21 protein-coding genes are annotated in these 19,333 nt (G+C 26.8%); 10 read left to right on the top strand and 11 right to left on the bottom strand.

What is annotated here, in order from left to right; translation table 11 throughout:
• Together BFL38_RS01275 and BFL38_RS01270 are read left to right on the top strand one after the other, a co-directional pair.
• A complete protein-coding gene (locus tag BFL38_RS01275; RefSeq protein ID WP_069725360.1) occupies window positions 1–339 on the top strand; it encodes an STAS-like domain-containing protein in 339 nt (112 codons plus the stop codon).
• Window positions 336–803, top strand: coding sequence for a hypothetical protein (locus BFL38_RS01270; protein WP_069725359.1), 468 nt, complete (start codon window positions 336–338; stop codon window positions 801–803). The genes BFL38_RS01275 and BFL38_RS01270 overlap by 4 nt, the downstream gene beginning before the upstream one ends.
• 73 nt (window positions 804–876) lie before the next feature.
• On the opposite strand, the gene BFL38_RS01265 is transcribed toward BFL38_RS01270, so the two are convergent.
• From BFL38_RS01265 to BFL38_RS01235, 7 genes are all read right to left on the bottom strand, one after another.
• On the bottom strand, window positions 877–1,368 hold the full coding sequence (locus tag BFL38_RS01265; RefSeq protein ID WP_069725358.1) for a rubrerythrin family protein: 492 nt from the start codon (window positions 1,366–1,368) through the stop codon (window positions 877–879).
• A 178-nt stretch (window positions 1,369–1,546) separates the two neighbouring features.
• Window positions 1,547–2,017 (bottom strand): 6,7-dimethyl-8-ribityllumazine synthase, encoded by a 471-nt coding sequence (ribH, locus tag BFL38_RS01260; RefSeq protein ID WP_069725357.1) that lies wholly within the window; start codon window positions 2,015–2,017, stop codon window positions 1,547–1,549.
• 201 nt (window positions 2,018–2,218) lie between these two features.
• Complete coding sequence (locus BFL38_RS01255; RefSeq protein ID WP_069725356.1) at window positions 2,219–3,097, bottom strand: Rpn family recombination-promoting nuclease/putative transposase; 879 nt, start codon at window positions 3,095–3,097, stop codon at window positions 2,219–2,221.
• A 156-nt stretch (window positions 3,098–3,253) separates the two neighbouring features.
• Window positions 3,254–4,102: a hypothetical protein gene (locus BFL38_RS01250; RefSeq protein ID WP_069725355.1), complete on the bottom strand. Its 849-nt coding sequence runs from the start codon at window positions 4,100–4,102 to the stop codon at window positions 3,254–3,256.
• A 316-nt stretch (window positions 4,103–4,418) separates the two neighbouring features.
• Window positions 4,419–5,288 carry a hypothetical protein gene (locus tag BFL38_RS01245; protein WP_069725354.1) on the bottom strand — a complete coding sequence of 290 codons (870 nt, stop codon included), beginning with the start codon at window positions 5,286–5,288 and terminating at the stop codon, window positions 4,419–4,421.
• A gap of 343 nt (window positions 5,289–5,631) precedes the next feature.
• Window positions 5,632–6,666, bottom strand: coding sequence for an ankyrin repeat domain-containing protein (locus BFL38_RS01240; protein ID WP_069725353.1), 1,035 nt, complete (start codon window positions 6,664–6,666; stop codon window positions 5,632–5,634).
• A gap of 292 nt (window positions 6,667–6,958) precedes the next feature.
• Window positions 6,959–8,428: a S41 family peptidase gene (locus tag BFL38_RS01235; RefSeq protein WP_069725352.1), complete on the bottom strand. Its 1,470-nt coding sequence runs from the start codon at window positions 8,426–8,428 to the stop codon at window positions 6,959–6,961.
• 206 nt (window positions 8,429–8,634) lie between these two features.
• Between BFL38_RS01235 and BFL38_RS01230 the strand changes: the two genes are divergently transcribed.
• The 4 genes from BFL38_RS01230 (at window position 8,635) to BFL38_RS01215 (ending at window position 11,756) form a co-directional block, all read left to right on the top strand.
• Window positions 8,635–9,336 (top strand): outer membrane protein assembly factor BamD, encoded by a 702-nt coding sequence (locus BFL38_RS01230; RefSeq protein ID WP_069725351.1) that lies wholly within the window; start codon window positions 8,635–8,637, stop codon window positions 9,334–9,336.
• Window positions 9,337–9,360: 24 nt separating this feature from the next.
• Window positions 9,361–10,470 (top strand): glycosyltransferase family 2 protein, encoded by a 1,110-nt coding sequence (locus tag BFL38_RS01225; protein ID WP_069725350.1) that lies wholly within the window; start codon window positions 9,361–9,363, stop codon window positions 10,468–10,470.
• Between the two features lie 80 nt (window positions 10,471–10,550).
• Window positions 10,551–11,069 (top strand): YcxB family protein, encoded by a 519-nt coding sequence (locus BFL38_RS01220; RefSeq protein WP_069725349.1) that lies wholly within the window; start codon window positions 10,551–10,553, stop codon window positions 11,067–11,069.
• 78 nt (window positions 11,070–11,147) lie between these two features.
• The gene (locus BFL38_RS01215) at window positions 11,148–11,756 is read left to right on the top strand and encodes a regulatory protein RecX (protein ID WP_069725348.1); all 609 of its coding nucleotides are present in this window, start codon (window positions 11,148–11,150) and stop codon (window positions 11,754–11,756) included.
• On the opposite strand, the gene BFL38_RS01210 is transcribed toward BFL38_RS01215, so the two are convergent.
• Window positions 11,757–12,617 carry a hypothetical protein gene (locus BFL38_RS01210; RefSeq protein ID WP_256097165.1) on the bottom strand — a complete coding sequence of 287 codons (861 nt, stop codon included), beginning with the start codon at window positions 12,615–12,617 and terminating at the stop codon, window positions 11,757–11,759. It lies immediately after the preceding gene.
• A 13-nt stretch (window positions 12,618–12,630) separates the two neighbouring features.
• Window positions 12,631–13,098, bottom strand: a complete 468-nt coding sequence (locus BFL38_RS01205) for a hypothetical protein (protein ID WP_069725346.1) — start codon at window positions 13,096–13,098, stop codon at window positions 12,631–12,633.
• A 251-nt stretch (window positions 13,099–13,349) separates the two neighbouring features.
• Here BFL38_RS01205 and BFL38_RS01200 point away from each other — a divergent pair, with 251 nt between their 5' ends.
• Together BFL38_RS01200 and BFL38_RS01195 are read left to right on the top strand one after the other, a co-directional pair.
• The gene (locus BFL38_RS01200; protein ID WP_069725345.1) at window positions 13,350–14,144 is read left to right on the top strand and encodes a hypothetical protein; all 795 of its coding nucleotides are present in this window, start codon (window positions 13,350–13,352) and stop codon (window positions 14,142–14,144) included.
• A 138-nt stretch (window positions 14,145–14,282) separates the two neighbouring features.
• Window positions 14,283–15,104 (top strand): DinB family protein, encoded by an 822-nt coding sequence (locus BFL38_RS01195; protein WP_069725344.1) that lies wholly within the window; start codon window positions 14,283–14,285, stop codon window positions 15,102–15,104.
• A gap of 52 nt (window positions 15,105–15,156) precedes the next feature.
• Here BFL38_RS01195 and BFL38_RS01190 read toward each other — a convergent pair whose 3' ends face one another.
• On the bottom strand, window positions 15,157–16,143 hold the full coding sequence (locus tag BFL38_RS01190) for a D-alanine--D-alanine ligase family protein (RefSeq protein WP_069725343.1): 987 nt from the start codon (window positions 16,141–16,143) through the stop codon (window positions 15,157–15,159).
• A gap of 176 nt (window positions 16,144–16,319) precedes the next feature.
• Here BFL38_RS01190 and trhA point away from each other — a divergent pair, with 176 nt between their 5' ends.
• A complete protein-coding gene (gene trhA, locus BFL38_RS01185) occupies window positions 16,320–16,988 on the top strand; it encodes a PAQR family membrane homeostasis protein TrhA (RefSeq protein ID WP_069725342.1) in 669 nt (222 codons plus the stop codon).
• 44 nt (window positions 16,989–17,032) lie between these two features.
• Window positions 17,033–18,679, top strand: coding sequence for an AMP-binding protein (locus tag BFL38_RS01180; RefSeq protein ID WP_069725341.1), 1,647 nt, complete (start codon window positions 17,033–17,035; stop codon window positions 18,677–18,679).
• 337 nt (window positions 18,680–19,016) lie between these two features.
• On the opposite strand, the gene BFL38_RS01175 is transcribed toward BFL38_RS01180, so the two are convergent.
• Complete coding sequence (locus BFL38_RS01175) at window positions 19,017–19,220, bottom strand: hypothetical protein (RefSeq protein WP_069725340.1); 204 nt, start codon at window positions 19,218–19,220, stop codon at window positions 19,017–19,019.
• Window positions 19,221–19,333 lie beyond the last annotated feature (113 nt).

Genomic DNA, 19,333 nt, shown 5'->3' with positions numbered 1-19,333 from the left:
ATGAAATTAGTAAAAAAATATATAGTTTTATATAAAGATTTTAGTCCTTCTCCTTTTGGTAGATATAGAACTGATAGTGATGTATCAGGAGAAGTTTTTAGAGAGGATTGCTTGATACCATCTTTAAATAAATATGATAAAATAACTATTAACCTTGATAAGTTGGATGGTATAGGACCATCTTTTTGGGATGAAGCATTTGCTGGTTTGATTATACATAAAAATTATACTTTAGATGAAATCAATAAAAAAATTCAGTTTGAATGTTCAGATGATAAATTTTTAATAAAATATATAAAAAGTTTTATGGAAAAAGCCAGCAACTTAGTAAAAAAATGAATGCAGAAGTAATAATATCTATAATTTCTTTGTCTATTTCAGTAATAACTTTGATTGGAACTATAATATATAATCATATTGTGACAAGTAAATTTCCAAGTAAAAGATTATCTCATCAATATTTAAATATAATATTGAAAGAATTTGATGAAATTGAAAAATATATATTTAAGATTGTATATGATATAAATATATTAAAAGATGATAATTTTTATTTTGAAACATTTATAAGTGCAAAAAATAAAAATATAAGAGAATTACTTACTTTATTTGATAAAGAAAATAGAAGAGAATTAAATCATGAAACTTTTTTTGATAATATGAATTCTTATGAAAATTTATCTATTAAAATAAAAATATATAATAATAACATCAAATATGATTTAAGAGAATTCATAAATAAATTATTATCTTGTAAAAGGTATATATATACTCTTATATACAAAGAAAAAATTAAATCATAATGAATTAATATCCTATTGCAAGTAATTCTATACTTAGAAATAGTACAACTTACAATAGGATATTAAGAATTAATTACTGATTTTTTATACGATGCTTACATACAGGGCATATTGGAGGATTTGCATTTTCAGGATCTATATAACCGCATATATCACATTGCCAATTTGGTATATCTATTTTAGTATCTCTAAGTAAACTTTGAAATTGCTTTTTATGTCCGTCTTCTATTCGAGCAACATTCATAAAAGCCATAGCTAGATCATCAAATCCCTCTTCTTGAGCTGTTTTAGCATAAGAAAGATACATATCTATAGATTCGTAATTTTCATTGATTATAGACTCTTTTAAATTTTCTTCAGTGCTAAGTATACCATGAAAGTTTTTAAACCATATCTTAGCATGTTCCTGTTCATTTCTGGCAAATTTTTCATATACAGCTGCTACATCCTCTCTCCCTTCTTCACGAGCTTTTTCAGCATAATACATATACCTGCATCTAGCCATAGCCTCACCTATAAAAGCATTTCTCAAATTAACTTCAGTTTTAGATCCTTTTAATTTCATAGGTCTCTCCTTTATTAGTAATATTTATTAATAAGTATTATATACTAATATAACAAAAAGTCTATATGTATAATATTGTTAAATATAACAAATAATACAAATAAGGATAATAAAAAAACAAGAGCTACAAAAAATAATTTAAGCCCTTGTTTTTTGATGATATAGTATTAATATGATATTATTTTTCTATTTCTCTGATTAGGTTTACCATTTCAATAGCAGCCATAGCAGAATCGAAACCTTTGTTTCCAGCTTTAGTACCAGCTCTTTCAATAGCCTGCTCAATATTTTCAGTAGTTAAAACTCCGAACATTACAGGCACATCAGAATTAAGTGAAACATTAGCAATGCCTTTAGATACTTCGGCACAAACATAATCATAATGAGTAGTAGAGCCTCTTATAACAGCACCAAGACATATAACAGCATCATATTTTTTGGATTTAGCCATTTTAGAAGCTATTAGAGGTATCTCAAAAGCACCAGGCACCCAAGCAACAGTAATATCATCGTCTTTGATATTATGACGAGATAAAGCGTCCAAAGCACCGCCCAAAAGTTTAGAAACAATAAATTCATTGAATCTAGCACATACTATACCAACTTTAATTGGTTTTTCACTAACGAGTTTTCCTTCAAAAGTTTTCATGATTGTATCCTTTTTTAAATTTGCTAGAAAATTGCTCGCTATCTAGGCTCTGGTAACTTCCTTCGTCAGTTATCAGAGGCTCGCAATTTATCTAGCATTATATTTTTAAATTTTTACTTACTTCATCAAAGCTGCTGCTTCGCTAAAGTGCATATTAAAAAATTATTTAATACATATAAAAAAACTTGTTCATTAAAACACTCACAAGTTTTCTACTTCCTCTATACTCAAACCTGTATTTTCACTTATTATTTTTATATCTATACCAACTTTTTTTAAATTTCTAGCTATAGATATTGCCTTATTTTTTTCACCTTCTTCAATACCTTGTTTAATACCCTCTTCAATTCCTAGTCTTCTCTCTTCTTCAAGCATTATCTGATTACCATATAAATATGCCTGTCTCTTATCATATTCATTCATCATTAGCCTATCTTTAATGAAATTATTATATCGTCTCTGTACTTCTTCCATCACAGTTTTTTCTTTTACTAATTCTGACATTATAACCTCCTCATTCTCTTTCATTGTAAAGAATTTTAGCCAGCAATTTAAATCTGGTTTTAATAAATTATTATTAAATTTCTTTAGCTCAATTATATGTATTTGTAAATGGTCTGTTAGTAATCTTTGATTAACCGTATCATAAATCATATAGCAGGAATGTATATTATTACTGTCATCTAAATTAAAATTAAGAAGATTAATACTTATTACTGGAGTTAGAGCATCGTATTTTTCACCTTGCTTTAAAAGTTTGCTGTAATTAGAAGCCCAATAATAAAGTATGCGTTCTGGAAATCTTGAATTGCCTTGAAGCTGAATCTCTATAATAACAACTGAACCATTTTGGGTTATACATTTAACATCTGCAATTGTTTCTTTATCTTCATAGTTCTCCTTATAGTTAAATGGCGTCAAAATTTCAACAGAACGAAAAGTCTTCATTCCAGAGTCAAGCATTGTTGAATTAATAAAATCAAGCAATATTGCCTCACTTCCTTTATCTGAGAAAAGATATCTCACAAAATAATCATTCAATGTATTAAAGTATTTTATGCTTCTGTAGTTATTATCCATCATACAAACATTATAATAAAATTAATATAAATTGTCAAAATTATTATTTATTATTGCTATGTTCGCCTTCGCCTTAAATAAGCTAGTGAGTTTACTCACTCACACGTCTGTGCCCTGTGGGGCTGGCTTCGGCTCACTTGGTATTGCTATGCTCTTTTAATAGCCTCCGTTTTCAATTTTTATCTGTGAATTATGCACAAAGCCATGAATTGCATCTTTTCCATCTTTAGCATTTGGAGGCATATAATATACTTCACACCAACCTTTATCATCTATTTCATAATAATAATAATAATAATAATAATTATCAATAGCTAATAAAAGACCGCCATTATTAATCATATCGTTTTTCAAAATCTTTCCTATTACTTTTCCATTTGCTTTATCTCTTATATTCACATAATCATCTTTAGAATTATATTCAAGTTTAGTATAATAAGAATTTCCAGCATGATAATAACTGCCTTCAGAATTATCTTTAGAAAAATATTCTATTTGTACATCATCAAGTAATTTAATATTTACAAGATCGCCATAAGCCTCTCTTCCTGCTTCACCTTCACAAAAAATAGAATAATTTCTTATTGTTACCTCCGCCCTTACAGCAGCAGCACCTAAAAATCTTTTATTTAAAGGTTCTGGTAATTTTACTTCAATATTTTCTAATAAAACACCGAAGTCTAATCTTTCAAATTCTTTATAATCCTCCATATTATCTGAATATATACTAAATAAAAAAGGCAAATCAATATTATTATCAGGATAAAATCTTAAAGCACTATAAATAATATCAACATCAGAATTATCAGTTCTTTCCAACACTCCTGTTAATGTAATTTCACCATCAAAATAAGCAGAATAATTGCCGCCATCAATTTTTTTTACTTTAAGTGTATTTTTTATTACTTTACCATTATCGCTTAAAAGTTCATTGAAGTATGCTGCATCAGGCGGAAATGCCCATAATAAATTAATGCTTAAAAGAAATAAAATAATTTTTTTCATTACAATAGCTCCTTGTTTATAAATAACAATTATTCGATTCTTACTACTGATTAAAATTATAATAATCAATAAATTTTATATTCTTTACAACTTTTTCCCGCCGCACACCGCAGGTGGGCTTCGCCAAAGTTGCTGCCGCAGGCACGCTTTCGCGAAAGTGCATATTAAAAACCTATTTATTAAATGTAAAAACTTGTTAGTCTAAAGCTAGTAATTTTTTATTTTGTTGTTATGTCGCATTGCCAACACGCTTCGCGAGGTGGACTTCGTCCGGCACAAAGAGTGTTGGTCGGCTCACTTGTTATTGTTATGCTCTTTAATAGCCTCCGTTTTCAAGTTTTATCTGTGAACCATGCACAAAGCCATGAATTGCATCTTTTCCGTCTTCAGCCTCTGGAGGAAGATAAAACACTTCATGCCATTTTTTTTCAAAATTTTCATAATTCATATAATCAATACCTTCTCCATTGATAGATAATAAAACTCCCCCATCATAAAGCATATCGTTTTTCAAAATCTTACCTATTATTTTTCCATTTGCTTTATCTCTTATATTCACATAATTGTCTTTAGAATTATATTGAAGTTCGTTGTAATGAACCTCCCCTACATTATAATTATATTTACTAAAATACTTTGTTTCTACATCACCTAAAGCCTTAAAACCTACAATATCACCGTAAGCCTCTCTTCCTGCATCACCTTCTCCATAAAAACGATAATTTCTAATTGTAACTTCAGCTCTTACAGCAGCAGCACCTAAAAATCTTTTATTTAAAGGTTCTGGTAATTTTACTTCAATATTTTCTAATAAAACACCGAATTCCAATCTGTCAAATTCAACGCCGCTAAAATCCCAAGAATCACCATATTTAGAAGCACCTTGATTTTTCAAATTCATTTCAGATGAAGCATATAAAAAAGGAAGATCTACATTATTATCAGGATAAAATCTCAAAGCAGTATAATTATCTCCCATATCTTCATTATCAGATCTTTCAAGAACTCCTGTTAATGTAATCTCTCCATCAAAATAAACTATACCATAATCGTTTACATCATAAGCTTGCATTGTATTTTTTGTCACTTTACCATTATCGCTTAAAAGTTCAGAAAAATACGCTTCACTAGGCGGAAATGCCCATAATAAATTAATGCTTAAAAGAAATAAAATAATTTTCTTCATAATAACTCCTGTTAATATATAAAAAATTACTCGCTAATAAGCTCTAGCAACTTCCTTTGTCAGTTGCTAGAGGCTCGTAATTTTTTATTCTGTTGTTATGTTCGCGACGAAGTCCACATTGCGAAGCAGGTGCAGCCGCCTTAAAGCAGTGAATAAGCATGTCTGTGCTCGGATCACTTGCTTGTTGTTATGCCACCCATAATGGTGTCTTACCTACATTTTTTATTATATATAAAAAACTTATTTTTTACTACACTCACAAGTTTTTTATTAGTTCTATATAATTTTTATTATCCTTATGTTTAAATTAAAACATAAATATTACAAATTTATAAAACATTTACTATTTTATTATTTTATAACCGTACATACTCGCTATATCATTAGCTGTTTTACCTTCTTTATTTTTTATATTCACATCAGGATTTAATTTTAATATCTCATCTACAAGAGGTTTATATTTAAAGGTTATAGCATACATTAATAAAGTGTTTCCTTTGTTATCCTGTGAATTGATATCTGCTCCATTATCTATTAATAGCTTTACAAATTTAATAACATTTTTAGTTGCTTCTTCTTGTTCTTCTTTTCTATTTCCTGTTATCAATTCAGTTATCTCAGTGTTAATTTTTCCAAACATATTATATGTCATATTTTTACCATAATCTATTGCATGAAAATATAATAATGTATAGAATAAAGCAGTTTTTCCTTCTTTGTCTTTTATATGAAGATTGGCATTTGCTGATAAACACATATTTACTATTTCAATATTATAATCCTTAACAGCAAACATTAATGTTGTTATTCCTTCATTATCCTGAGCATTAATATCTGCTCCGTTTTCAATTAAAAACTTTACAATATTTTGACTTTGGTATGCTAACGAATATTGTATTAAAGCAGTTCTTCCAGTTATATCTTTTTTATTAACATCAATACCGTTTTTTATTAGATAATACATAGTTTCTATTTTACTAGCATAAAATAAAGCAGTAGAACCGTTATTATCTACAGTATTAAAATCTGGATTATATTTTTCAAATAGTTTCAGCATTTCAAGTTCATCTAAAGCAGCCGCCCAGAAAAATGCATTTCTTCCGCTATTATCTTTTATTTTAGTAACATCAGCATTATGCTCTAATAAAATTTTAACAGCCTCTATTTTTCTTCCTCTTATAGCATTCATTAAAGGAGTATATCCTTCTTCTTCATCTTGAACATTGATATTAACTTTATCAATTAATTCTTTAATTCTATAAACTTGCCCATAACGGCATGCATTCAGAAAAATGTTTTCATCTTGAGAGATACCATAAGAATTATTCACCATAAAAACTAATCCTATAATCATTAACAAAATATATTTTTTTAACATTTTAACTTACTCGCTTATTATTACTAATAAAAATTGTTATTAGCTAAATGATAAATTAATTTTAAGATTTAAATTATTTTATATTGATGATATTTGCTGAATTTGGTATTAATAAAATAATACAACTTTTCAAAAAAATAATATAAACCTCTTTTATAAGATAAACTATTAAAACAAAAAAGTCAATATAGATATATATGGTATATGATTTTATCAAATATATTTATGCAATTAAAAAAGGCGATAGTATTAAAAATACTATCGCCTTTATATTTAAAGAAATTAAAACTTATTAATTTTCTTCTTTTTCATTTGACCAATTTTCTCTAGGCTCTTCTTTATCCTGAGGCGGCTCTTTACCTGTTTGTAAATATTCAATAGCAGCCTTTAACTGTTTATCATAACGAAGATCATATATCTCTTTATAATTATCTAAATTTCTTTCATTATATATTAAACGCTCAAGCAAATAATCACTAGGCATTATATTTTGTTTTCTAAGCTCTTCTTTGAAAGCAGGCAAAGCATCAGCATCAGAACTTTCATTAGGATATTTTTTAGCATAAGCAGAAATCTGTCCGCCTTTTCTAAGCTCTGTTAAAGCTGTTATATCTGTACTTGAAAGTTTAGGTTCTACTACAACAAAGTCAGGAGTTAAGCCTTTACCATGAAGTCTTCTTCCATTTGGAGTATAATAATGTGCTACAGTAAATTTGAAAGAAGTATTATCTCTAGCATCTAATGGGAGTACATACTGAACACTAAATTTTCCGAATGTAGTTTCACCCAAAAGTTTAGCTCTTCCGCTGTCTTGCAAAGCACCGGAAAGTATTTCAGAAGCAGAAGCACTGTACTGATTTACTAAAACTAATGTATCGCCTTCAAGCCATTCATCGCCTTTCTTAGAAGCATAATAATCCTGATTTTCATTTCTGCTTCTTCCTCTTGTATAAACTATTTTTCCTTCAGTTAGGAACTCTTCTACTATATTTATTGCAGTATCAAGTCTTCCGCCCGGATTATTTCTTAAATCAAGTATAAGTTTTTTCATACCTTGTTTTTTAAGATCTATCAAAGCATTTTCTAAATCTTTTGCTGTATCATCACCGAAAGTAGTTATTCTTATATAACCTATAGAATCATCAACCATTTTATATTTAACGCTTTTTATTTCTATGATTGCTCTTGTAAGAGGATATTTAATAGGTTCAGCAACACCATCTCTCACTATTGTAAGAGTAACTTTAGTACCCTCTTTACCGCGCATTATATTTGCCGCATTATCAACTGACATATCTTTAGTGCTTTTACCGTCTATCTCTGTTATGATATCGCCTGATAATATACCAGCTTTCTCACCGGGACCGTCTTCTATAGGAGAAACTACCATTAAGCCTTTATCAGCATTCTTTGAAATAGAAAGCCCTACTCCGCCGTATTTTCCTGACATTTCTGTATTTAATGCTGTATTTAATTCCTCATCAAGAAGAAATGTAAATGGGTCATCAGTTGCTTCAAGCATTCCTTTTATCGCACCATACATAAGTTTTTTTGTTGTTACATTATTAGTATCAACGAAATTCTGCTGTAATGTGGCAAATACTTTTTGGAACAATCTGCTGTAATAATAAAAATCATTATCAGACTGAGCATTTCCCTGCTGTGCTATTGCAAGCGAAGGACTTTTAAAATTGAAAAAAGAAATTGCTACTACAAAAATTAAAAGAAATATCCATAAAAGTCTTTCTTTGTTTTTCATCATGTCTAAAATCCTTACATTAAAAATATATTATAAAAATATATATATATTCAAAAATTTTACTATTTATATAAATAAATTATAACATAAATAGTAAAAAATTTATATACATAACTTAAAAATATTATGATAACTTTATATTATTTGCTTTACTTTTAAAATGATTTCTATATAATTACTATATAATTTTTAATTAAACGGACATATTTATGAAATATACTAAAAAATTTATATTAATTTTTGCAATATCATTAGTATTACTATCATGCAGCAATATGCCTACAGGAACAAGGGAAGCCCTTAAACTTAAAGAAAGAGCAGGAAGATATCTTGTTAATGGTAATTTTGATAAAGACATAGAATTAAATTTTATAATATTTGAAACAGGAAACATAAATTTCATAGGAAGTAAAGCAGATAAGGCAAATAATCTAGGAACTTATGTACTTGGAAATCCGGAGAGTACAAATAAAACTTTTTCTTTCGATATAAAAGAAACCATAAACGGAGTTGCTCCAAATACTTATTTTATAGATTTTTTATATAGTCAAATTGAATATTCAACAAATAAAGTTTTATTTAGAAAAAGCTCAGATAGTACAAATATAAAAGTTGGAGAGAGAATAGGAGTATATTATAATCAAAATAAAGATCATAAAATAACCGTATCAGAAAACAAAATTGAATGGAGCTATTTTACTGATGCCTATATAGATATAAGCGATATATATTCTGAAGAAAATACATTTACAAAAACACAGATATTTACTAATGAAAATAATGAGGAGCATAGCTTTTCATTGAATATAGTTTTTACAGATAATGCCTGCAAACTTACATTTAATATAACAGATCCTAATTACTCTCAATATAATAAGAGCGAAGAAGAATATAGAATATCTTGGGAATAAAAATTTTTATAAGGTTATAAATTAATGATTAAAGTATCCGTAATTTTGCCAATATATAATATAGAAAAATATTTGCCTAAATGTTTAGAGAGCATTGTAAATCAAACTTTAAAAGATATAGAAATAATATGTATTAATGACTGCTCTCCTGATAATTCAGAAAATATAATAAAAGAATATATAAAAAAAGATAACAGAATAAAACTTATAAACAATGAAAAAAATATTGGTGTAGGACTTTCAAGAAATATAGGTGTTGATTTAAGTAATGGAGAATATATTTCTTTTATCGACTCTGATGACTTTATAAATAATAATTATTTGGAGAGTTTATATAGTACCGCAAAGAAATATGATGCCGACATAGTTTTTACAAACAATATGTATACAGTTAATGACAACAGCGGATATATAAAACCTTATTATCATAATAGAATGCATATATGGAAAAAAAAGTTTAAAAATACTTGGAAAGAAGGAAAAAGCAGCTTTGATGTAAGCACAACAGAAAAAGAAAATACTCCTGAATATCCATTGGTATCAAGTGTGAATAAAATATTTAAAAAATATTTCATTACTAATAATAATTTAAAATTTCAAAATTATATTGTAGCTGAAGACAGTGAATTCTTTTACAAATATTTAGTATATAATCCGAATATGTATTACAATAATAATGCAGAGTATTATTATGTTCAAAGAAAATCATCAGCCGTTCATTCTATAGAAAAAGATGAAAAAATGGCATCAGATGCTTTATCTGTATTCAGCAATATATTTAACTTTTATAAAGAAAAAAAATTTAATCTATTAAAAGAATCCAATTTTTATAATTTCTATTCATTTTTATTTATATTTAATAATTATAAAGCTGAAAATAAAAGTGAATTCTACAAAAAATGCCATGAAACAATGAAAAAATTAGATGTTGAAATAGACCGAGATAAACATGCCTTTTATGCCTACAGTGTATATATAATGAAGACTTATGATGATTATAATATTTATTTAGAAAAGATTGAATCAATTAAGAAAAAAGTTTTTGATATAGCTTGGTGGATACCTTCAATCACATTAAGAGAAAAATATAAAAAAATAAACCTTGATAAACTTGCAAATAAAAATTGGAAATAGAAAAAATCAAATACTTGAAAAAATATTCAGTTATACTATACTAATAAAAGTTAAATATTTGTAAAAGGTATATAAAAATAATGAAAAAAGAATATAAATATAGATTAACTGAAGACGATTTTATAGATTTTCAGCTTCATTATTTAAAATCAAATTCAAATATTACATCATCAATAAAAAAAACTATTATTATACTCATAGCACTTTATATTATTGTATTTGCATCTATGGCAATATACTTTAGAAATAATGCATTTTTAATAGTGATAATAGCTTTACTAGTATCTGCTTTTTCTATACTTCAAATATTTACATATAAAAAGCGTCTTGAAAAAAAGATAGTGAAAAAAGTGAAAGAGTATGCAAGAAGCGGTAAATTGGATAAGGTTTTCGGAGATAAAGAATTAACTATATATGATGATAAAGTAATTTTTAAAGAGGACAGAGGAACAAGTCAATTTAATAAAGATGAAATAAAAAAAATAGATTCTGCAAACAAATGCATATTTCTCTATACAGATGAAATGTCTGCGATAATAATACCTAAAAATATATTAAGCTCTGAAGATATAGATTTTATTTTATCTTATAAAAAATAAATAAGAAATAAAATTTTAAATTATACTTGAAAAACTATTTATATTTATTATACTGTTTTTATTATGGTTATTTTGAAAATGAAATTAAAAGGCGATAAGATATATATCAAAGTATCAGGCGGAGATGTATTTACTATACCAAAAAACGGACTCTATGAACTTGATTTATATGAGGGAATGGAGCTTGAATATGATGAAATACCGCATATAAGGTTCAGGGCTTTTGAATCTGCCGCAAGAAAATCTGCTGTATCAATACTTAAACGCGGATTTATAAGCGAGGGTATGCTTAGAGAAAAACTTACAAAAAAAGGACATAAAAAAAGATTTATTAAACATGCTGTAAACTACTGCAAAGAATATGATCTTATAGATGATAAAAGATTCGTAAAAATAGCAATTAATAGCCTAAAACTTAAAGGAAAAAGCAAAAGGCATATAATAGATTATTTAAAGAAAAATAAAGTAAAGCCAAGTTTAATAGAAAAAGCACAAAACTCTATAAGCGATAGAATAGATGATAAAGCCTTAAAAGATGCTATAAGAAAATATTATAAACTGTATGAAAATAAAGAAAGAAAAGAAGATTATATTATAAAGACATTAATGCGTAAAGGTTTTAAATACGATAGAATAAAAACTTTGTTAAAAAAGTATATAGACAAAAAAAAGAATTATGAAGATTAATTATTGTTTGGCTGCCTCTCTAGCATAAGGAGAATGCCCTGTTGTAGTTTTATCTATCTGCTCGGCTGCTTTTCCGCCTATACCTGTATATCTAGGTACATATTTTGAAGAATTAGCTGTCATATCATCTTCATATACTTGATATAGAATAATATTTTTATTTGCATCAATAAATCCTATAGGATCATATTCATAGAATTTATACCCTAAATGATAATGTTCTATAGCCTTAAATTCAGTAGGAAGAAGCTGTCCCAATATATCAGAATACTTTGTAATTTTAGCATAAGCAAATATATATTTACTGTATGTATCTATAGCTATCAAATAATTATCTAACTTAACGCCTGCTATGCCTACTAATCTTATAAAGAAAAACCGTTTTATTCTTTCAGAAGAATTATAAACTCCGCTAGAACTTACTAACGGATTTTTACCGTAACGATATACTGTCATAGGAGATATTTTTATTAGATTTGTAATTATAGGAGTTGCTGTAGTGTTGCCATCATCGCTAGCATCAAAAGTATATTCATCATAATAGCTTGAAGAATCTTTTTTCCATTCTCTTCCGTCATTAGGCAAAAAGAAAGAATATACAGGAACAGTTGTAACCTTAAAACTTATTTTCATAAAATAGTTATATAATTCATTTCCGTTAAATTTATAATCTATTCTATTCCAATCCTCTTTGCTGTTAAAAGGATCCGATGCATCATTGGCATCATATAAAGGCATATCTATATCCGGATAATTTTGTTTTTTATTAGAATTATAATAATATCTTTCTCTCGAATTAAATGGATTCGTACATGAACATAAAAAACTTATAATTATTGCCAGATATAGTATGTTCTTCATATTTTAAATAAAATTAACTAGCTTGATATTGTAAATCAGCATTCATTGTTGGATTAAAGGCATTTCCAGTCGACATATCAATATCAACTGTAGCTCCTTGTGTTTTATCTGTTCCTGATTTAAATGTTACTTTTATTTTTGCACTTTGAGATATTACTTGACTGTTAACATTCATCTTAACAGTTGCAGTAAATGGACCGAAAACTGTTTCTTTTGAATTAGGGTCAAATTTTATAGGATTGGCTGGATCTAAACTATCATTTCCATTAACCATCAATGATGTTATAGTTCCTGTATTATCAAGTGTCATAACAAGATTCATTCCCATAGAAGAAATAGTTCCGTTGTAAGTACCTGCTCTCTCTGAAAGAGATATATTATTATTATTATTATTGCTTGGGTTGTTTGGGTTATCTTTAGCACATGACAATATGATAAATGATGATAAAACAAAACTTAATATAATGGCTGTTTTTTTCATTTTTAAACTCCGAAATATAATTTTTATATAAGAGATATTAAAATAAATTTATAAAAATTCAATATAAAAAATATACATTTTTCTAAAAATGTCTTCAATTTATTTTTATAAAATCAAAATATGTATAAAATGTATTATAATGTAATATGTAAACTAAAAAATATTATTTAAAACTATACATTATAGAAATATGATATTGTGATAATTTCAATAATAAACTACAATTTTTCAAAAATGTAGGGAGAAAAATTATGATTAAAAAAATATCCATTTTGATTTTAGCTATTATTATTATATCTTGTGCAAATAAGAATCCCAATAACCCTAATAATAATACCGATAACGGAGAAAATGGCGGAGGAGGAACTACCCCAGAGATTCCAACAACATCTATAAATTTTGATGAAATGTTTTTAAAATTTGAAACAGACAATAAAACAGTTCCTCATTTTACATTCTTTAAAGATGACGGAACAGCTGCTACAGGTCCTAGACAATGGACAGCTAACCATGATGGTACTAATACTTGCTATATTTACAATGCCCCAGATGGAGAAAGTGGAAATCAAATGCCAGGAGATACTCCTAGTAGTCCATTACCTATAACAGGTTTGCAAGTATATGTATACAGAGGAATTAATCCATTTAAAACTGCTGTTGAAAATGAAATAGAAAAACAATTCTACTTCTACAGATATACAGGAACAGTATTATTACCTCCAGAATTGGATAATTTTTTGATAGCTGTTGATACAAAAACAGGCTTAATATTCCCTTATGCTGTACCTGAAAAATGGAGAAGTGTTTTTGGTATTTCTTGGGCACCTGACGGCTGGATATCTGCTGAGTTAGGAGAAACAGGAAAACCTCAAACTACAGATCAAAAAGTTACATTTGAAGCTCATAAATTCTGGCAGTATGACCCTATAGGGAAAGTTAATGATGACGGTACTGTTACTTTAGAGCAGTTCTATATTGATGCTCAAGGAAATAGTGATTACAAGCCTAGATATACAGGTACTTCACCTTACAAAGACATACAATAATTATTTGTTCTTATAAATAAAAAGAGATGCTGTTTATTTTACGGCATCTTTTTTTATTTATTAAAAAATAATATTAAATATTGAATTATAAAATTAATATAATATAATACAAAAAATATTATTTTAGGATTTATCATTATGATTGAAAACAATATCAGTGAAATTGCAAAAAAAATAGAAAAAGAATCAAAAAAACTAGACAAAAAAATAAAAGATATTGAAAAAATAAAATCATCTATAACTAAAGACTTAAAGAAAAATGTTAAAGAATTAAAAACAAATCAGTTAAAAAAACTTCAGGAAGAAAAGAAAAATATTACAGAGAAAGTTAAGGAAATGAAATATAATCTGTTAAGTGCTAAAAAGGCAAATGCTTCCAAAGATGAAAATAAAAAAAATACAAAAATAGAAGATAATTCAAATAAAAAGCCTATAGATAAAACAGCAAAAAAAATTATGAATATGATGGCTTTATACAATAAAAATGCAAATAAAAAACTCATTGAAATTTTACAAACAGTTAAAGATGAAGACTTAAAAAAAGAAAACAATGCATATTTTAAATCCATACATGGAACATTTATGCATATTATTCAATGCGATATGTATTTCTTTAAAGAATACAGAAAATATTCAAGCAAGAAGAAAATAGAAAATGAAAATATATTAAATTATCTAAATGAAGATTTTACTTTCAATATAAGTATAAATGAAGATTTAAAAAGTTTAATAGATATAAGAACAAAATTAGATGATGTTATAATAGCTATTATTAATAGTATAGAAGATTTTAATATATCAGAAAAAGTAATAGTTCCAAATGCGGTAATAAAAAAACCTAGATATCATTTGATAATGCATGAATTAAATCATGACACTCATCATAGAGGTGAGATTTCTGTAATGCTCGATCAAATGGGATATAAAAATGATTATTCAAATTTAATTACTATAGTTTAAAATTAAAACATATATGCAAATAAATATCTGCATATATGTTTTTTTATAAAAACTATTTTAAAAGACCTAATATATACAAAACAAGATTATTGAAATCAAGATTTACATGCTTAGCCATTGCAGGTATATCAGAAGTATTAGTCATGCCTCCTTGAGTATTTACCTCCATAAGATAAACTTCATTGTCCTCCCCTACTATAGCATCTATTCTTGAAAGCCCGCTGCAGCCTAAAACTGTATAAGCCTTTTTGCATGTTTCCATCACTTTATTTTCCATTTCTTTTGATAATTTCGCAGGCATTTCCATCTCTGTTTTTCCGGGCGTGTATTTTGCCTCATAATCATAGATTTCATTTTTAGAATTTATTCCTAGTATAGGAAAAACATAAATATTATCATCGTCTTGTCTTACTAAGCCTACTGTGATTTCTTTTCCTTTTATATAAGGCTCTAAAAAATAATTTTTTGTTTCTTTTATACCGCTTACTATACTTTCAAACTCTGATTTTGTTTTTATCAAATGAACACCTACGCTTGAGCCGTCTGATATAGGTTTTAATATTATAGGAAAATTAAAAGTGAGTAAACTTCCTTTCACACTTTTATCATTAATCTCTTTAACATCTTTAAGAAGCATAAAATCTGCAGTAGATACATTTGAAGACTTCCATATTCTTTTTGTATAAACCTTATTCATACAAACGGCACTAACTAAAATATTCTCGCCTGTATATTTAATATTAAGACTTTCCAAAAGCCCCTGAATAGTTCCGTCCTCTCCTGATGTGCCATGCAGAATATTGTAGCAGTATTCAATATTATTTTCTTTTAAAGTATTTACCAATTCATAAGAATCCTTTACATCTATTAAAATACAATTATCTTTTATTTCATCAAAGCTAGTTAATGCCTTATAAACATTCTGTCCGCTTCTAAGTGAAACTTCCCGCTCGGAACTTAATCCGCCATACAAAACTGCTATTTTTTTATTTTTAAACCTATTTAAAATATTTTGTTTTAATTCGCTGTTTAATATCATTTTATATACCTATTTATATTTTAATTGTATTATTTTAATAAATAATCTTAATCTTATTATATCGTATAATTTTATATTTATATAATTAAATTTTTTAATACATTATTGCTTTAATATGAAAATAGTTATAAATTACCATTTACTTTATTACAAATAAGGTTTATTATTAAAATATTATGAATGCTGATTTGAATAATAATATAAAAAATTCTGTTTCTAAAATAAGTGCTGTTATATGCATAATATGTGCTAGTTCAGCAATAGCTGTTTTAGTGCTTTTAATAATTAATTCTAAAACTGCCAGGGAAATAACTTCATTTTCTCTATACTCTAGCTTTTTAACAATATTTTATATAATAAATTCAATATACCATTTTTTCCCTTTTAACAATAAAGCTAAAAAAGTTTTTTATATACTATCTCATGCATTTTTTATTATGATGATTTGGGGCATATATATTCCGCCCTGCCTAATATCATTAGAAAATGGATGGGGCTGGAGCTTTTTTGGAATTATTACAGGACTTTGTATATTAGGTATTACATTAAGAAGTATATTCGGGTACAGATGGCGCGGGGCTACTGAAACAATTTATTATTTTTTATTAAATTGGGTTTGGCTCATAGCAATATCAAAAATATCTGCAGCTGTAGGCGAATACGGTGCCATATTATATTTAACAGGTTTTCTTCTGCTAAACATATCAATGGTGTTCTACAGACTTGCTATGTATGAATCTAACAAAAGATATACTCTATTCTTACCTTTGTTTTATTCGCTGTTAATAATATCCAATATATGTCATGCAGTTTTTATGTTTAGATATGTTGCTAACATTTTCTAATTTTTTTATATATAAAAAATAAATATTGAGGAGGCTGATATAATATGATTAAAGAAAGACTAAGCGAATATATTCAAAATAGTATAAAAGAAAATTGGGATATAAATGCATTAGCTGATTATGGAACTAATAATATATTAAAATATTCTGATATAGCCAAAAATATATTAAAAATACATACAGGTTTTAAAAAGCTCGATATACATAAAGGAGAAAAAATAGCTCTATGCGGTGCGAATTCTGTTAATTGGGCTTTAACATACATTTCAATAGTAACTTACGGAGCAATCGTAGTTCCTATACTTGTGGACTTTTCAAAAGAAGATATAGCATCCATTATCAAAGATTCCGGAGCTAAATTCTTATTTGCAGATTCAAATATATTAAAAGGAATTGACACTGATACTTTATCAATTCTTACTAAAGCTTTTCATTTAAATAATTTTGACACTTTTACTATAGAAAAGGAAAATACAGAAAATAATAAAAAATCTGAAAATATATTCATCGATATAGAAATTGAAAATATAAATAAAGAAGATTTTAATCTTACTATATTTGAAAATGATACTTTAGCTACTATAATATATACTTCAGGAACTACAGGATTCAGTAAAGGAGTTATGCTCAATCATAATTCATTAGCTGCAAATATAAGATATGCTATTAATAATATGCCTATAAAGCCTCATGATCATATACTTTCTTTTCTTCCTCTTGCCCATGTATTCGGATGTTTATTTGACTTTTTATTTCCATTTTCAAGAGGGGCATGCATATATATGCTTAATGCTATACCTAGTCCTAATATTTTACTTAAAGCATTTGATGAAGTAAAACCTAATCTTATACTTATGGTTCCGCTTATCATAGAAAAAATTTATTTGAAAAAAATACTCCCTACCATAAGCAAACCTTTAATTGCTGGTTTATTAAAAATGCCTATTATATCATCTTTACTAAAATCAAAAATCAGAAATACACTTACACAATCTTTCGGAGGAAATTTTTACGAAGTTATAATAGGAGGAAGTGCTTTAAATAGTGATGTAGAAAAATTCCTTATGGATATAGGTTTTAAATTTACAGTAGGATATGGTATGACTGAATGCGGACCTTTAATCAGTTACGGACCTTGGAATAAGCATGTACCTAGAAGCTGCGGATGCATAATTGACACACTTGAAGTTAAAATTGATGCTGAAAAAGAAGGTGATGTAGGAGAAATCATGGTAAAAGGTGAAAATGTTATGCTTGGATATTACAAAAATTACAAAGCAACTGCTGATGTTCTTTCTAAAGACGGATGGCTTAGAACAGGTGATTTAGGAGTGCTTGGTGAGAATAACAGGATATTCATAAGAGGAAGAAGCAAGAATATGCTGCTTGGTGCAAGCGGTCAGAATATTTATCCTGAGGAAATTGAAAGTAAATTAAATGCTATGCCATATATATTAGAGTCTTTAGTTTTACAAAGAGAAAATAAACTTCATGCTCTATTATATTTGGATGCAGAAAGAATAAAAAATGAAAAATTGAGCGAAGAAGAAGTCAATAAACTTATAGAAAATAATAGAATAGAAGTTAATAAAATGCTTCCAGAGTTCGGAAGAATATCAGGATTTACAATACAAAAAGAAGAGTTTATAAAAAATCCTACTAAAAAGATAAAGAGATTCTTATACAAATAAAAGATATTTAAAATAAATAATATAAATAAAAAGGCTTGGATTATATATTCAAGTCTTTTATTTTGACTTATTTTAACCAAAGAGTTTTATAAATTTTAGGCTTTCAAACCGCACGCAGAAAAAAGTTTTAAACTTATGAGCATTAAAAATTATAAGTTAAATAATAAATAAAATTCTATTGACCGTGCGTTGAGTAAAGTTGCTAAGCTAATAAAAACTTGGGCGGGGGCTGAAATTTCTAATTAAGCAATAAAATAATTTTAAATTATAATTTAAATTAAAACAGAAAATATTAAAGGGCGGGGTATGTAAATAAAATTTTAAACTTAAACAGCTTTTAAGGATTGCACACTTTGCATGCAGAATATCCCATTGATTTAGCTTTACTTAGTGATATAGCAGTTGTATTTGAATTTTTTGTTGTTCTGCAATATTCCCTATGATATTTCTTTCCTTTTTCTGTAATATAAACAGTTTTATCCTGAGAATATGATAAAGATGATATCAATAATAATAAAAATAAAAACTTAAAAATCTTCATAATTATTTATCCTTTATATAATAGTAGTATAAATATTATAAGACTATAAATTTTTATAAACCTTATATAAGATGTTCTTATATAAAAAAAATGATTTTTTAGTAACTTTTTGT

This window comes from Brachyspira hampsonii, from assembly GCF_001746205.1.
In the GTDB taxonomy this organism is placed as follows: domain Bacteria; phylum Spirochaetota; class Brachyspiria; order Brachyspirales; family Brachyspiraceae; genus Brachyspira; species Brachyspira hampsonii_B.
This window is presented reverse-complemented; position numbering and strand designations above follow the sequence as displayed.

What these genes read in the sequence shown, in the direction of transcription:
- BFL38_RS01275 (WP_069725360.1), top strand. Translation starts at nt 1, where the DNA reads ATGAAATTAGTAAAAAAATATATAGTTTTATATAAAGATTTTAGTCCT.
- BFL38_RS01270 (WP_069725359.1), top strand. Translation starts at nt 336, where the DNA reads ATGAATGCAGAAGTAATAATATCTATAATTTCTTTGTCTATTTCAGTA.
- BFL38_RS01265 (WP_069725358.1), bottom strand. Translation starts at nt 1,368, where the DNA reads ATGAAATTAAAAGGATCTAAAACTGAAGTTAATTTGAGAAATGCTTTT.
- ribH (WP_069725357.1), bottom strand. Translation starts at nt 2,017, where the DNA reads ATGAAAACTTTTGAAGGAAAACTCGTTAGTGAAAAACCAATTAAAGTT.
- BFL38_RS01255 (WP_069725356.1), bottom strand. Translation starts at nt 3,097, where the DNA reads ATGGATAATAACTACAGAAGCATAAAATACTTTAATACATTGAATGAT.
- BFL38_RS01250 (WP_069725355.1), bottom strand. Translation starts at nt 4,102, where the DNA reads ATGAAAAAAATTATTTTATTTCTTTTAAGCATTAATTTATTATGGGCA.
- BFL38_RS01245 (WP_069725354.1), bottom strand. Translation starts at nt 5,288, where the DNA reads ATGAAGAAAATTATTTTATTTCTTTTAAGCATTAATTTATTATGGGCA.
- BFL38_RS01240 (WP_069725353.1), bottom strand. Translation starts at nt 6,666, where the DNA reads ATGTTAAAAAAATATATTTTGTTAATGATTATAGGATTAGTTTTTATG.
- BFL38_RS01235 (WP_069725352.1), bottom strand. Translation starts at nt 8,428, where the DNA reads ATGATGAAAAACAAAGAAAGACTTTTATGGATATTTCTTTTAATTTTT.
- BFL38_RS01230 (WP_069725351.1), top strand. Translation starts at nt 8,635, where the DNA reads ATGAAATATACTAAAAAATTTATATTAATTTTTGCAATATCATTAGTA.
- BFL38_RS01225 (WP_069725350.1), top strand. Translation starts at nt 9,361, where the DNA reads ATGATTAAAGTATCCGTAATTTTGCCAATATATAATATAGAAAAATAT.
- BFL38_RS01220 (WP_069725349.1), top strand. Translation starts at nt 10,551, where the DNA reads ATGAAAAAAGAATATAAATATAGATTAACTGAAGACGATTTTATAGAT.
- BFL38_RS01215 (WP_069725348.1), top strand. Translation starts at nt 11,148, where the DNA reads ATGAAATTAAAAGGCGATAAGATATATATCAAAGTATCAGGCGGAGAT.
- BFL38_RS01210 (WP_256097165.1), bottom strand. Translation starts at nt 12,617, where the DNA reads ATGAAGAACATACTATATCTGGCAATAATTATAAGTTTTTTATGTTCA.
- BFL38_RS01205 (WP_069725346.1), bottom strand. Translation starts at nt 13,098, where the DNA reads ATGAAAAAAACAGCCATTATATTAAGTTTTGTTTTATCATCATTTATC.
- BFL38_RS01200 (WP_069725345.1), top strand. Translation starts at nt 13,350, where the DNA reads ATGATTAAAAAAATATCCATTTTGATTTTAGCTATTATTATTATATCT.
- BFL38_RS01195 (WP_069725344.1), top strand. Translation starts at nt 14,283, where the DNA reads ATGATTGAAAACAATATCAGTGAAATTGCAAAAAAAATAGAAAAAGAA.
- BFL38_RS01190 (WP_069725343.1), bottom strand. Translation starts at nt 16,143, where the DNA reads ATGATATTAAACAGCGAATTAAAACAAAATATTTTAAATAGGTTTAAA.
- trhA (WP_069725342.1), top strand. Translation starts at nt 16,320, where the DNA reads ATGAATGCTGATTTGAATAATAATATAAAAAATTCTGTTTCTAAAATA.
- BFL38_RS01180 (WP_069725341.1), top strand. Translation starts at nt 17,033, where the DNA reads ATGATTAAAGAAAGACTAAGCGAATATATTCAAAATAGTATAAAAGAA.
- BFL38_RS01175 (WP_069725340.1), bottom strand. Translation starts at nt 19,220, where the DNA reads ATGAAGATTTTTAAGTTTTTATTTTTATTATTATTGATATCATCTTTA.